Here is a 14,243-nt window from a genome sequence, read left to right on the forward strand (position 1 = left end):
GGTCGGAACACCGGGGCATCATTCCACGAAAGGAACCACCGTGCAGAACGTCCTCGGCGACAAACGCGCAATCCTTATTCTGCTGGGGCCGGCTCTGCTGCTCTTTACGCTGATCAAGCTCGTGCCCGTCCTCTGGTCGCTTGGCCTGACCTTCTTCACGGGCAATCCGTTGAGCGGGTTTGAGTTCAATGGCATTGAAAACTTCCAGCGCTTCATCGAAGACCCCCAGGCCCTCCAGGCGCTGCTCTTCACCCTCAAATACTCTGCTGTCACCACCGTCGGCCAGATCGTTCTGGGCTACGGCTTGGCCTTGATGTACGTCTTCGTCCTTCGCAACGCATCCAACTTCGTCAGGACGGTGGTGTTCTTCCCCACCATCCTGCCAACCGTTGCCGTCGGCCTGCTCTTCAAGAGCCTCTTTGCCGTCGGAGACCAGCAAGGGCCTGTCAACGCCAGCCTCAACGCCTTGGGATTCTCCTCGGTGGACTGGTTCGCCTCCGGTGATGGGACATTCTTCGTGGCCATCGTCATGGAACTGTGGCGCTCCATGGGATTCTTCGCGGTGCTGCTCTATGCGGGCCTGTTGGACATTCCGGAAGAGACCATGGAATCTGCCCGCTTGGATGGTGCCACCGGGTTCCGGCTTGTCAAACACATCGTGATTCCGCTGTCCCTGCCCGTGCTGCTGTCCTCGGTCATCTTCAGCTTCAACAACACGCTGAAGGTGTTCGACACAGTTCTGGCACTGAACAACGGCGGGCCGGGCAGCGAAACGACACCGCTGACGCTGTACATGTTCAACACAGTTTTCGGCTATTCGGACTACGGATATGGAAGCACCATCGCCTTCGCGCTCACCATCATGTGCTTCCTGGTGACCCTGTTCATCTTCCGGTCTTCCCGCCGCGACAACACGAGGGCATAGGACACCATGACCATCAATGCAACAACCCCCCGGACCTACTCCCCTCCGGCCGCTCCTCCCCCGGCAAGGAACACCAGGCAGCTCCTGCGCGGCGTGCGAAAGTACACCGGCCGCATCCTGATTGCCCTGCTCGTGGCGGTGGAAATCTATCCGTTGTTCTGGCTGGTCATGGGATCGTTCAAGACCCAGAACGAGTTCTTCTCCAAGCCAACGTGGGAGCTGCCGGGCAGTTTCAATCTGGACAACTATGTGGCCGCCTGGACCACCGGATCCATCGCAACCAATCTGCTCAACAGCGCGGCCGTCACCATCCCGTCGCTGCTGTTGATCATCGTGTTGGGCGTTGCCGCCGCATTCGCCCTGGAGGTGATGGTCTGGAAGGGCCGCAACACCGTCCTGATGATCTTCATCGCAGGCATCATGATCCCCGGCCAGATGATCCTGGTTCCCTTGTTCACCGTGTACTTCCGCACCGGCCTGACCAACTCGTTGTGGCCATTGATCATCACCTACACAGTGATGGGTCTGCCGCTGACGGTGTTCCTCATGACCGCCTATTTCCGCGCCATTCCGCGTGAAATCTTCGAAGCAGCAACCATTGACGGGGCCAGCATCATCAGGTCCTTCTTCTCCATGGGCATCCCGATGATGCGCAACGCCATCATCACCATCGCACTGGTCGAGTTCTTCAGCATCTGGAACGATCTGCTCATTGCCTTGACCTTTACCACCAAGTCGGAGCTCGCCACCGTCCAGGTAGGCCTGCTCAACTTCAGCGACCAGTACGGATCCACGCAGTATGGGCCGCTGTTTGCCTCCATCAGCATCAACGTGGTGGGCATGCTGGTTCTGTACCTGTTCCTGAACAAGCAGATCATGGCCGGCCTCGCCGCCGGCGGTGTCAAGGGCTGACCCGGTGGCTGGTGGACGCAGCGCCCTCTATCTGGGAGCTTCGCGGCTGGGGGACGGGCGGCTGGACCACGAGGGCAGCGCCCGTCTGGCCGATGCCTTCATGCACGCCGGCTTCGACGGGGTGGACACCTCCAACAACTACACCGAGGGCCGCAGCGAAGCGCTGCTCGGCGCGGCCATCAGCAGCGCCGGTTCCGTGCCGGACGGCGTCGCCCTGTCCACCAAGGCCGACGCCGATCCGGTGACGGGCGCCTTTGACGGCGACCGCGTCAACCGCTCCTTCGAAGAATCGACGCAGCGGCTCGGTGTGGACCGGCTGCCGCTGTACCTGCTGCACGATCCATACTCCATCACCGTCAAGGAAGCGATGTCCTCCGGCGGCGCGGTTGAGGCCCTTGTGCAGCTCCGCGGCCAGGGGCTGGTGGGGGCGGTTGGCATTGCAGCGGGCCCCCTTCCCCTGCTCGCCGAGTACCTGGCCACTGGCGCATTCGACGCCGTCCTCTCGCACAATCGGTTCACCCTGGCGGACCGCAGCGCAGCCGGGCTCTTTGCCGACGCCCGGGCCCGGGGCATCACTGTTGTCAATGCGGCACCTTTTGGCGGCGGAATCCTGGCAGGTTCCGCAGCTTCCGCCGGCCGCTATGCCTACCGGCCCGCCTCGGCTGCTCTGCTGCGCTGGGTCGGCCGGCTCGGGGACCTCTGTGCAAGCGCCGGAATACCGCTGGCCGCTGCGGCCCTGGACTTTTCCCTGCACCACCCCGACGTCGACGCCACAGTCGTGGGCATCACCAGTCTCCAACGCCTGCAAGAGCTCCGCGGCCTGGTCAACACCCCGGTGCCCGAGGAGCTTCGATTGGCCATTGCCGAGCTGGGCGATCCGCCCGGGAACCCACCCTAAATCGGCGCCAATCTTTCACCCGCAGTTCTTTTGACAGTGCCACCAAAGGTGGCTGGCCACCCAGTGGCACCCGTCAACCGTCGCCGGCGCTTCGTGCGCCACTATCTGAAAGGAGGTGTGTCCCACAATGGCCACACCTGCTGCTCCCAGCTTCGAACACCACCGCGAGCCTTTGGGCATCGGCGAGCCCGCACCACGGTTGTCGTGGCGGACTACTGCCGTGCCCGGCTGGCGGCAGCAGGCCTACGAGGTTGAGGTGACCCGCAACGGCCGCGTCTGGACCAGCGGGCGCATCGAGTCCGTGGACTCCATCCTGGTCCCATGGCCGGCCGGGCAGCCGCTGGCCTCGAGGGAGAGCGCCACGGTTCGGGTCCGCGTCTGGGGGCCCGGTCCCACCGCATCGGTGTGGAGCGCCGCCGCAACGGTGGAGGCTGGCCTGCTCTCCCCCGCGGATTGGTCAGCCCAACCCGTGGGCTGCAGCTGGGCGGAGGATGCAGACTCCGACCAGCGCAGGCCCGCGCTGCTCCGCCGGTCCTTCGATGCCAGGGGCCCGGTGGCCGCGGCCCGCCTGTACGTCAGCGCCCACGGACTCTACGAGGTCGAAATCAACGGCCAGCGTGTGGGGAACCAGGCCCTGTCCCCCGGGTGGACCGTCTACGGCCAGCGGCTGCGCTACTACACGCACGACGTCACCGAGGCCTTGGAACATGGGGAGAATGTCATCGGGGCCTGGCTCGGCGACGGCTGGTACCGTGGCCGGCTGGGGTGGCGGGGCGGCTTCCGCAATCTCTATGGCACAGACCTGTCCCTTCTGGCGCAGCTGGAAATCACCTACGCCGATGGCAGCACGGAAACCATCGCTACGGACGACAATTGGCGGGCCGCCCTGGGGCCGATCATTCATTCCGGGCTGTACGACGGCGAAAGCTACGACGCCCGCGCCGAGCTGGCCGGCTGGTCGGCGCCGGGGTTCAACGCTGTGCTCTGGCAGCCTGTGGCAGTGGGGGTGCGCGCCCCCGAAACGCTTGTCGCCCCGCAGGGCCCGCCGGTGCGCTGCACCGAGGAGGTCGCCCCGGTGGCCGTTCTGACGTCCCCCTCCGGAAAGACCCTTTTGGATCTGGGGCAGAACCTTGTGGGCCGGCTCCGGATCCGGGTCAGCGGGCCGGCGGGGGCGACCGTGGCCATCCGCACCGCCGAGGTGCTCCAGGAGGGCGAGCTCTACACCCGCCCGCTGCGGGGCGCCAAGTCAACAGACACCTACACCCTGGCCGGACGGGCCCATGAGGAATGGGAGCCGCGTTTCACCATCCACGGTTTCCGCTATGCGGAGATTTCCGGGTGGCCCGGCGATGTCCAGGCTGCCGTTGCCGCAGGAGACATCGTGGCCCGGGTCTACCACACCGACATGGAACGCACGGGATGGTTCTCCTGCTCCAACGAGATGGTCAATCGCCTGCATGAAAATGTGGTGTGGAGCATGCGCGGCAATTTCGTCGACATTCCCACCGACTGCCCGCAGCGCGACGAGCGGGTCGGGTGGACGGGTGACATCCAGGTGTTCGCACCCACCGCGTCCTTCCTGTTCGATGCCTCGGGCATGCTCTCTTCATGGCTCCGTGATGTGGCGGCCGAGCAGCTGCCGGATGGAACGGTCCCCTGGTACGTCCCTGTCATTCCCGCCCACCACATGTGGACGCCTATCCGCCCCGGCGCTGTGTGGGGGGATGCCGCGGTGCTGACACCATGGGTGCTGTACGAGCGCTTCGGCGATCCCGGAGTCCTCGCCGCGCAGTACGAGAGTGCCAAGGCATGGATCGACTTGGTGGAACGCCTCGCCGGGCCGGACCGCCTGTGGAATGAAGGCTTCCAACTCGGCGACTGGCTCGATCCTGCAGCGCCGCCGCAGGATCCGGCCGATGCCACCACCGACAAGTACCTCGTCGCAACGGCATACTTCGCCTGGAGCACGTCCCGGCTGGCCCTGATGGCCGGCGTCCTGGGCAAGGTTGAGGACGAAGAGCGCTATGACCGCCTGGCGCAAGAGGTCCGGGCCGCCTTCATGGACACCTACGTCCGACCCGACGGCACCATGACCAGCGACGCGCAGACGGCGTATTCACTGGCCCTGGAATTCGGCCTCATCCAGGATCCTCTCCAACGAGCTGCAGCGGGGCAACGGCTCAGCCATCTGGTGGCCGAGGGCGGGAACAAAATCGCCACCGGGTTCGCCGGTACGCCACTGGTGTCAGACGCCCTAAGCAATGCTGGCGCCACCGACACCGCCTACAACCTGCTGCTGGAGGAGGAATGCCCCTCCTGGCTCTACCCTGTGACCCAGGGGGCGACCACCATCTGGGAACGGTGGGACAGCCAGCGGCCCGACGGCACCGTCAATCCCGGGACCATGACATCGTTCAACCACTACGCCCTGGGTGCCGTCGCCGATTGGCTGCACCGGGTGGTGGCCGGGCTGTCTCCTGCAGCCCCCGGCTACCAGCGTGTGCGGTTCAGCCCCCGGCCCGGCGGCGGACTCACGCACGCCGAGGCCTCCCACCTCTCGCCCTACGGCTTGATTTCCATATCGTGGCGCATCGAGGACGGAGCCATGACCACTGGCATCACCGTGCCCACCGGTGTGGACGCCGTCGTCGAGCTTCCCGGACGGGAGCCGTTCACCGTGGAAAGCGGAGAGCACCGCTTCGTCTCGGCCTGGGAGCGGGAATTCGCCCACTAGCCGTCCTCGGACAGCACCGGGCATGCCACACCGGTTAAAGGACGCGGCCGGCGGCGGAACGCAAAGTTCCGCCGCCGGCCGCGTCCTTGGGTGGGGGCCTAGTGCGTGTCCACGGCCTCAACCTCGGACTTGTCACCGCTCCACTGCGTGTGGAACGTGCCCTCGGCATCGACACGGTTGTACGTGTGGGCGCCGAAAAGGTCGCGCAGACCCTGCGTCAGGGCCGCGGGCAGGCGCGTGCGGCGCAGGCCGTCGTAGTACGCCAGCGAGGAGGAGAACACCGGAACCGGGATGCCCAGCTGCACGGCGGTGGAGACCACCCGGCGCCAGGCCGGCAGTGCACCGGCGATGGCCTCGGCGAAGGCCGGGGCGAACAACAGGTTCGCGGGCTTGTCCTCGGCCGCGTAGGCCTTGGTGATCTCCTTGAGCAGCTCGGCACGGATGATGCAGCCGCCGCGCCACAGGCCCGCGATCTCATCCAGCTTCAGGTCCCAGCCGTACTCCGTGGCGGAGGCGGTGAGCATGTCCAGGCCCTGGGCGTAGCTGACCAGCTTGGAGGCGAACAACGCCTGGCGGACGTCCTCCACGAAGGTCCCATCCAGCGTCAGCTCGACCTCGTGGCCGGCCAGGACGTCCTGGGCGATGGCACGCTGGCCGCGCTGGCTGGACAGGCCCCGGGCAAAGACGGACTCGGCGATCGCGGAGGTGGGCGAGCCCAGGTCCAGGGCGGACTGCACGGTCCAGCGGCCGGTGCCCTTCTGGCCGGCGGAGTCCACAATCACATCAACCAGCGGCCTGCCGGTCTTGGCGTCCACGTGGCCCAGGACCTCGGCGGTGATTTCAATCAGGAAGGAGGCCAGCTCGCCCCGGTTCCACTCGGTGAAGATCTCCGCCTGGGCGGCGGGTTCGATGCCGGCGCCGGAGCGCAGCAGGTCGTAGGCCTCGCCAATGACCTGCATGTCGGCGTACTCGATGCCGTTGTGGACCATCTTGACGAAGTGGCCGGCGCCGTCGGTGCCGATCCAGGCACAGCAGGGCCTGCCGTCGACCTGGGCGGCGATCTTTTCCAGCAGCGGACCCAGCGCGTCGTAGGACTCCTTGGACCCGCCGGGCATGATGGAGGGGCCCAGCAGGGCGCCCTCCTCGCCGCCGGAGACGCCGATGCCCACGAAGTGCAGGTCCTTCGCGGCCAGGGCGGCCTCGCGGCGGCGGGTGTCCTCGTAGTGCGAGTTGCCGGCGTCGATGACGATGTCGCCCGGCTCCAGCAGGGGCTCCAGCTGCTCGATGACGGAGTCCACGGGGGCCCCGGCCTTGACCATGATCAGCACACGGCGGGGCTTCTCCAGCGAGTCAACGAGTTCCTGCAGGGTCTCGGTGCGCACGAAGCTGCCCTCGTGGCCGTAGTTCTCCAACAGGGAATCGGTCTTCGCGGCCGAACGGTTGTGCAGGGCAACGGTGAAGCCGTTGCGGGCCAGGTTCCGGGCCAGGTTTGCACCCATTACGGCCAGACCGGTTACGCCGATTTGCGCAGACATACTACCTCCATAGTTGATTCAATCGGTTGCCACCAGTTTATCGGCGGCGCGGTCACTTCCCCCATCGGAGTCCATCCTCTGGGATCAAGTGACGTAACATGCACCCGTAACTTGCGTCCGGGCACAAAGGCTGTGATTGGGGCCGACCGGCCGTTCAGAATGTCGGACGATCGACCTATGATGGGTCTTGTTATGAGCTGTTACACATCAGCAACGGAGCTGTTCAGCATAGGAATCGGGCCCTCCAGCTCGCACACCGTCGGACCCATGCGGGCCGCGTTGGAATTCGTCCATGACCTTTCCACCCGGGAGCTGATGGCGGCGACGGAGGCCATCACCGTACAGTTGTACGGCTCCCTTGGCGCCACCGGCATCGGGCATGGAACGCCGTCGGCCATCCTCGCCGGGTTGGCCGGCTATGAGCCGGAAACTGTGGACCCCGCCGTGCCGGGCCTGCTGGCCACCACGGTGGCCGACGACGGCGTACTGGCGCTGCTGGGCGGGCACCGTGTGGCCATGACGCCGGCGAGCATCATTCTCACCCCGCGCGTCGTCCTGCCGCGGCACACCAACGGCATGACCATCACTGCCACCGCCGCGGACGGCTCCCAGCTGCACCGGGAAACGTACTACTCCATTGGCGGCGGGTTTGTGGAGACCGAGTCGGCTATGGCCGCCGCGGCCGGCGAGGATGTCACGCCGTCGGCCCCGGCAGCGGCACTCCCCCACCCGTACCAGTTCTCCGTGGAATTGATGCAGATCTGCGCCGCCGAGCAGCTGTCCATCTCCGACGTCGCCTGGGCCAATGAGTGCGCCGTGCGCCCCGCCGCCGAGGTTGAGGCGAAGCTGGACGCCATTTGGGCGGCCATGCACGCGTCCATTGAGGCCGGGCTGGACGCCGGCGGGATCCTGCCGGGCATTCTGCATGCACGACGGCGGGCGGGCGCCATTGCCGCCCGGCTCGCGTTGGACAGCGCCGAGCGCGAGACCTCGCACGAGTGGATGCAGGCTTTCGCGATTGCGGTGAATGAGGAGAACGCCGCCGGTGGACGGGTGGTCACAGCGCCGACCAATGGCGCCGCGGGCATCATTCCGGCCGTGCTGGAGTACTTCCTGCGCTTCATCCCCCACGATGCCGCCCAGGAGCCCTCGATCATCCGCCGATACCTGCTGGTGGCGGCGGCCATCGGCTCGCTCTACAAGGGCAACGCCTCCATCTCCGGCGCGGAGGCCGGCTGCCAGGGCGAGGTCGGCTCCGCCTGTTCCATGGCCGCCGGCGCGGTCTGCGAGATCCTCGGCGGCACCCCCGAGCAGGTGGAGAACGCGGCGGAGATTGCCATGGAGCACAACCTCGGCCTGACCTGCGATCCCGTGGCCGGGCTGGTCCAGCTCCCCTGCATCGAGCGCAACGCGATTGCCGCCGGCAAGGCTGTGGCCTCCGCCCGGATGGCCCTCTACGGCGACGGCAAGCATCTGGTCTCCCTGGACACCGTCATCGAGACCATGCGCCAAACGGGGCGCGACATGTCCAGCAAGTACAAAGAGACCTCCGAGGGCGGACTGGCCGTCAACGTCATCGAGTGCTGAATCCCCACCATGGGTCCACAGGGCGTCCCTGCGGACCCATGGCCGGTGTCAGGCGCCAAAGTCCAGCAGCACCTTGCCCGAGACGGCGGAGTCACGGGCCACGGCAAAGGCCTCCAAGGCCTGGGACAGCGGGAATTCGTGGGTGACCACCGGGTCGACGGCCAGCGAGCCATCCGCCAGGGCGGCGATGACCTCATCGATTTCGTCGTTGAACCGGAACGAGCCCACCAATTCCAGCTCGCGGGTGATGGCCAGCGAAATGGCCACCGGCTGCGGGCCCGAGGGCAGCAGCCCCACCATCACCACGCGCCCGCCCCGGGTGGCCCCGGCGATGGCCGAGGCCAGGCCGAAGTGGTTCCCCGAGGACTCGATAACGACATCGGCGTCGACGGCGGCAATCGCCTCGGCGTCGGTGGCCTTCAACACGGCGTCGGCGCCCACGGCGCGGGCAATCTGAAGCGGCAGCTCATGCATGTCCACGGCCGTGATGTGGGCGGCACCGGCGCGTTTGAGCACGGCGACGGCCAGGGCACCGATCGGGCCGCAGCCGACCACCAGCGCCCGCTTGCCGCGGACCTCGCCGGCGCGGGCGACGGCGTGCCAGGCCACACTGGCCGGTTCCACCAGGGCGGCGCGGCGCAGCGGCAGTTCCGCCGGGAGTGCGCGCAGCATCCGGGCTGGCAGATTGGCATAGCGGATGAAGGCGCCGTCGGTGTGCGGGTGGCGTGCGGCGCTGCCGAGGTAGGTGCAGCCGGGCGAAAGGTTGGGCCGGTCCGCCGGGTACCGGACGGCGCCCGGGGCGGGGGTTGCCGGGTGCACGGCCACTGTTGTGCCGGCGGCGGGGCCGGTGCCATCGGCGGCGGCCGCCAGCACAGTGCCCACCACCTCGTGGCCCAGCACCATCGGATCCTTGAGGATGGACTCCCCCGCAGCCCCATGGAGCCAGTAGTGCAGATCCGAGCCGCAGATGCCGCCGTAGGCAATCTCGATGACCGCCTCGTTGGCCGCGGGTGCGGCCAACGGCACCTCGTCAATGCGCAGGTCGTTGGCGGCGTGGGCCACGACGGCCAGGGCGTGGGTGGGGATCGCCATGGCTACACCACCACCGTCATGCCGCCATCGATGAAGATGGTCTGGCCGTTGACGAACTTGGACGCATCCGACGCCAGCCAGACGGCCGGCCCCACCAGATCCTCCACGGTGCCCCAGCGGTTGGCCGGGGTGCGGCCCAGGATCCAGGAATTAAACTTTTCATCGTCCACCAGGTTCTGGGTCAGTTCCGTGTGGATGTAGCCCGGTGCGATGCCGTTGATCTGCAGCCCGCTGGCGGCCCACTCCGCGGTCATGGCCCGGGTCAGGTTCCGCAGCCCGCCCTTGGCCGCAATGTACGGGGCAATGGTGGGACGGGCGAGGTCCGTCTGGACGGAGCAGATGTTGATGATCTTGCCCCGGCCGCGGCTGATCATGCCACGGGCGGCCTCGCGCCCCACTAGGAAGGCACTGGTCAGGTCGGTGCTGAGCACCCGGTCCCAGTCCTTCACGTCCAGATCCAGCATCGGCACGCGGTGCTGGATGCCGGCGTTGTTGATGAGGATCTCCAGCGGGCCGACATTGGCCTCGATCCAGGCCACGCTCTCGGCGGCGGCTTCGGCATTCGTGACGTCGAAGGCCCGGGCGTGGATGCGCCCCTCGGGGAATTCCTGCGCCATGGCCTCGGCAGCGGCGGCGAGCCTGTCCTCATTGACGCCGTTGAGCACCACCGTGGCGCCGGCCTGGGCCAGCCCGCGGGCCAGCGCATTGCCGATGCCCCGGCTGGACCCTGTCACCAGGGCCACTCGTCCGGTCAAATCAAAGAGCGCGTGCATAGTTCCTTCTTCCGTTGTTGCCATGTCCTAGTGCAATGCCTGTGTGGCGGCACTCCGCCGCGAAATGGATTCCCGCACCACTGCCAGGTCCTGTGCGCCAAGGCCCTGCTCAACCAAGGTGTCGTAGATGCCGTAGGCGGCGGTTGCCAGGGGCACGGCCGAGCCGGCGCTGGCCGCTGAATCCAGCACAAAGGCCAGATCCTTCTTCATGAACTTCGCCGGACCGGTGGGGGCATAGTCCTTGGCCACCAGCCGCGGACCGGCAACCTCCAGCACGCGGCTGCCGGCCAATCCGCCGGCCAGCACCTCAAACAACGCGCCCGCGTCCATCCCGGAGCGTTCGGCGAGTTCGGCGGCCTCGGCCAGCGCCGCCGTCGTCGTCCCGACAATGAGCTGGTTGCAGGCCTTGGCGAGCGATCCCGAGCCCAGCGGGCCCAGCCGGCGGACGGTGCTGCCCATCGCGTCAAAGAGCGGGCGCAGCCGGGTGAAAGCTGCTTCGTCGGCCCCGACCATGATGGCCAGGGTTCCCTGCTGGGCGCCGATGGTCCCACCACTGACCGGGGCGTCCACCACGGCGGCGCGGCCCGCACTGGCCAGTGACACGGCCTCGCCAAAGCCGCGGACGCGCACCGGCGACACGGAGCTCATTACGACGACGGCGGTGCCGGACGCCGGTGGGCTGGCCGCCCAGGAGTCGAGCAAGGGTGCCGCCGCGGCCTCGATGTCGGAGAGGTCCGGCAGCATGAAGATGATGGTGGAGGCATCCCTCAGGCCGGCAACGCTGTCCGTCCGGGTGCCGCCGTCGGCCTCGAGGGCGTCCAGGGCGGCAGTGGAGCGGTTCCACGCGGTGACCGGCCAGCCGGCTCTGAGCAGATTGGCCGCCATCGGGGCGCCCATCAGGCCCAGCCCCACGAAGCCCACCTGGCGCCCGGCTGCCTGGGCTGCGGGCGGCACAGTGCTGCGGTGGGTGGCGTCTGGTTCTAATCCGGTCATGGGGCACCTCAGGGCGTCATTGGCGATAAGAGCGGTGGTTCCCCGCAGACGGCGGCGTCATTTTTGGATCGGCCGCGAGTCACGTTTCAGGAAACTGTTCAGTATTCTAACCACAATTCAGTATGATGAACACTATGACCCTTGAGAATCCCATTGTTGCGATTGCCGTCCCGCTGGAAGCCGAGCACGTGGAGTCCATCCGCGCCGCCCATCCAGCTGTCACAGTGCTCTATGAGCCCGAACTGCTGCCCCCGGAGCGTTTCCCCGCCGACCACACCGGCGATCCTTCGTTCACCCGGACGCCGGAGCAGGAGGAACGCTACTGGTCCATGCTGAACTCGGCCGACATCCTCTACGGCCTTCCGAACGAGAACCCGGCCGGTTTGGCCCGGATCGCCCGGGAAAACCCGAAGCTGCAGTGGGTCCACGCGATGGCAGCGGGCGCCGGTGGAGCCGTCAAGGCCTCCGGCCTGGACACGGCAACCCTGGAGCGCGTGAAGGTGACGACTTCGGCCGGGGTGCACGCCCTGCCGCTGGCCGAGTTTGCCATCATGGGCATCCTCAACGGCTTCAAGCGGACGGCCGAGCTCGCCGCCGACCAGGCCGACAAGGTCTGGCCCGAGCTGCGCACCCCCACCCGGCTGGTCAACGGCTCGACGCTGGTGGTGACGGGGCTGGGCGAGATCGGCATGGAAACCGCACGATTGGCACGCGCCCTGGGCATGAAGGTCAGCGGCACCAAGCGGACCATTGAACCGCTGGAGGGTATCGAGCAGGTCACCGACACCGCCGGGCTGCCCGCCCTGCTGGCCGGCGCCGACGCGGTCGTCAACACCCTGCCGGGCACGAGCTACACCGAGAAGATGCTCAACGCCGAGATGTTCGAGGCCATGAAGCCGGGCACGGTCTTCGTCAACGTTGGCCGCGGCACTGTGGTCGATGAGGACGCACTGCTGAAGGCCCTGGACAACGGCCAGGTCTCCTACGCCTGCCTGGACGTCTTCGCCGTCGAGCCGCTTCCGGCCGACAGCCCGCTCTGGGAGCACCCGCGGGTCATGGTCTCGCCCCACACCTCCGCACTCAGTGCCGCCGAGAACCGGTTGATCGCCGAGCGCTTCACCAGCAATCTGGGCCTGTTCCTCACCGGTGGGCAGCTGCCGCACCTGGTGGATCCGGTGCACTTCTACTAAACGTCCCACCCAGAGGGCCGCGTTGTGCGGCACCCCCACCGGCCTGGCCGCGGGGATGCCGCAGGACGCGGCCCTTTTGCATGCCCTCGCGGCCCGCAATCTGGTCGGCACCGGCCAGCCGGTCATCCGCACGGCACAGGCCCAGACGCAGAAACCCCTGGAGGGACATCCGTGGCGGATGCCCCTCCAGGGGTTTCTGCGATAGTACTGTGCTGCTGCGCTGCTAGGCGTTTTCGGTGGTCATCAGGTCACGGCCAGCCGTTTCCGGCGTAAAGAAGGTTGCGATGAAGGAAATGACGGCCAGCACCAGCGAGTAGATGCCCAGGACCAGCCAGGAGTTTGAGGTCATGCCCAGCAGCAAGGCTCCGACAAACGGCGCAATGCCACCCGCCATCACGGCGGAGAGTTCCCGGCTCATGGCCACACCGGTGAAGCGGTGGCTGGAGCCAAAGAGCTCCGGCAGCAGGGCGCACTGCGGGCCAAGCATCGACTGCACGCCCAGGGCGATGCCGATGGACATCACCGCCCACACCAGCGTGACATTGCCCAGGGTGACCAAGTAGAACGCCGGCAGGGCAAAGAGCGCCTGGAACAGTGCACCGTAGCGGTAGACCTTCACGCGGCCCACCCGGTCCGAGAGGGCACCGAACACGACCACCATGATGGCCGAGAACCCGGCAGCGATCAGCAGTCCCGTGGGGCCAATGAACTTGTTCCCCTCAAAGACTCCACCGGCGCTGGCCAGAAAACCCACCAGCAAGGTCGAGTAGATGGTCGAGTTGCCGTTCTCACCCATGCGCAGGCCGATGCCGATGAGCACGTTCTTCTTGGACGTCTTCCACAGATGCCCGATCGGGTTCCTGGTGACGTTCTTGTGCTTTTCCAGCTCCTGGAAGACGGGCGTCTCCTTCAGGCGCAGACGGATGAAGATGGCGACGCCGATCAGCACGAAGCTGGCCAGGAACGGGACGCGCCACAGCCAGCCCTCGAGAACGTCCTTGTTTGCCATGGCGATGAGGGCAAAGGTGCCGGCACCCAGCAGGGTGCCAATCTGGATGCCAACGAACGGCAGTGCTGCGAAGAATCCGCGGCGGCGCGGCGGCGCCACCTCGGAGATCAGCGTGGTGGCACCAGCCTGTTCGGCACCGGCCCCCAGACCCTGGATGATGCGCAGGACCACCAGGAGGACGGCCCCCAACATGCCGGCCTGCGAGTATGTCGGCAGCAGGCCGATGGCGAAGCTCGCCGCACCCATCATGCTGATGGTGGCCAGGAGGACAGTCTTGCGGCCAAACTTGTCGCCGATGTAGCCGAACACCAGACCACCAAAGGGCCGCGCCGCAAAGCCCACGCCGTAGGTGGCGAAGGAGGCGATCAGACCACCCGTGGTCCCCAGGGGCGAAAAGAAGAGGGGGCTGAAGATCAGCGCGGAGGCCAGCCCGTAGATGTAGAAATCGTAGTACTCCAGCGCGGAGCCAACGGAGCTGGCCAGCGTTGCGCGCCGGAGCTGGTCCGGATCAACGACGGCGTCTGCAACAGCAGGCTTGGCCGCTCCCTTGGCGCGTCTTACAGATTGAGAAATCACGTGCTCTCCCTTAGAACTA

The 14,243-nt window shown here is 66.9% G+C and carries 11 protein-coding genes; 6 read left to right on the plus strand and 5 right to left on the minus strand.

From position 1 onward, the window contains the following. The first annotated feature begins 40 nt into the window (after nt 1-40). From K254_RS0109860 to K254_RS22710, 4 genes are all read left to right on the plus strand, one after another. Complete coding sequence (locus K254_RS0109860) at nt 41-925, plus strand: carbohydrate ABC transporter permease (protein WP_026555220.1); 885 nt, start codon at nt 41-43, stop codon at nt 923-925. A gap of 6 nt (nt 926-931) precedes the next feature. Next, entirely contained in the window at nt 932-1,837 is a 906-nt protein-coding gene (locus tag K254_RS0109865) for a carbohydrate ABC transporter permease (protein ID WP_051389035.1), read from the plus strand. 4 nt (nt 1,838-1,841) lie between these two features. Beyond that, nucleotides 1,842-2,735 (plus strand): aldo/keto reductase, encoded by an 894-nt coding sequence (locus K254_RS0109870; protein WP_035749181.1) that lies wholly within the window; start codon nt 1,842-1,844, stop codon nt 2,733-2,735. Between the two features lie 127 nt (nt 2,736-2,862). Continuing rightward, nucleotides 2,863-5,469: a glycoside hydrolase family 78 protein gene (locus tag K254_RS22710; RefSeq protein ID WP_035749182.1), complete on the plus strand. Its 2,607-nt coding sequence runs from the start codon at nt 2,863-2,865 to the stop codon at nt 5,467-5,469. A 98-nt stretch (nt 5,470-5,567) separates the two neighbouring features. Here K254_RS22710 and gndA read toward each other — a convergent pair whose 3' ends face one another. Then, nucleotides 5,568-7,004 (minus strand): NADP-dependent phosphogluconate dehydrogenase, encoded by a 1,437-nt coding sequence (gene gndA / locus K254_RS0109880; RefSeq protein ID WP_026555223.1) that lies wholly within the window; start codon nt 7,002-7,004, stop codon nt 5,568-5,570. 192 nt (nt 7,005-7,196) lie between these two features. Here gndA and K254_RS0109885 point away from each other — a divergent pair, with 192 nt between their 5' ends. Further along, a complete protein-coding gene (locus K254_RS0109885) occupies nt 7,197-8,591 on the plus strand; it encodes an L-serine ammonia-lyase (RefSeq protein ID WP_026555224.1) in 1,395 nt (464 codons plus the stop codon). A gap of 48 nt (nt 8,592-8,639) precedes the next feature. Here K254_RS0109885 and K254_RS0109890 read toward each other — a convergent pair whose 3' ends face one another. Genes K254_RS0109890 through K254_RS0109900 form a run of 3 tightly spaced genes read right to left on the minus strand, consistent with a single transcriptional unit; the run spans nt 8,640 to nt 11,449 of the window. Further along, nucleotides 8,640-9,683 (minus strand): L-idonate 5-dehydrogenase, encoded by a 1,044-nt coding sequence (locus K254_RS0109890; protein WP_026555225.1) that lies wholly within the window; start codon nt 9,681-9,683, stop codon nt 8,640-8,642. A 2-nt stretch (nt 9,684-9,685) separates the two neighbouring features. Next, entirely contained in the window at nt 9,686-10,456 is a 771-nt protein-coding gene (locus tag K254_RS0109895; RefSeq protein WP_026555226.1) for an SDR family oxidoreductase, read from the minus strand. A gap of 27 nt (nt 10,457-10,483) precedes the next feature. Beyond that, complete coding sequence (locus tag K254_RS0109900; RefSeq protein WP_081710002.1) at nt 10,484-11,449, minus strand: NAD(P)-dependent oxidoreductase; 966 nt, start codon at nt 11,447-11,449, stop codon at nt 10,484-10,486. Nucleotides 11,450-11,571: 122 nt separating this feature from the next. On the opposite strand from K254_RS0109900, the gene K254_RS0109905 reads away from it, so the two are divergent. After that, nucleotides 11,572-12,639 carry a D-2-hydroxyacid dehydrogenase gene (locus K254_RS0109905; RefSeq protein ID WP_026555228.1) on the plus strand — a complete coding sequence of 356 codons (1,068 nt, stop codon included), beginning with the start codon at nt 11,572-11,574 and terminating at the stop codon, nt 12,637-12,639. Nucleotides 12,640-12,862: 223 nt separating this feature from the next. Here K254_RS0109905 and K254_RS0109915 read toward each other — a convergent pair whose 3' ends face one another. Continuing rightward, nucleotides 12,863-14,221 (minus strand): MFS transporter, encoded by a 1,359-nt coding sequence (locus K254_RS0109915; RefSeq protein ID WP_051389175.1) that lies wholly within the window; start codon nt 14,219-14,221, stop codon nt 12,863-12,865. Nucleotides 14,222-14,243 lie beyond the last annotated feature (22 nt).

Source organism: Arthrobacter sp. 35W (assembly GCF_000482545.1).
In the GTDB taxonomy this organism is placed as follows: Bacteria; Actinomycetota; Actinomycetes; order Actinomycetales; family Micrococcaceae; genus Specibacter.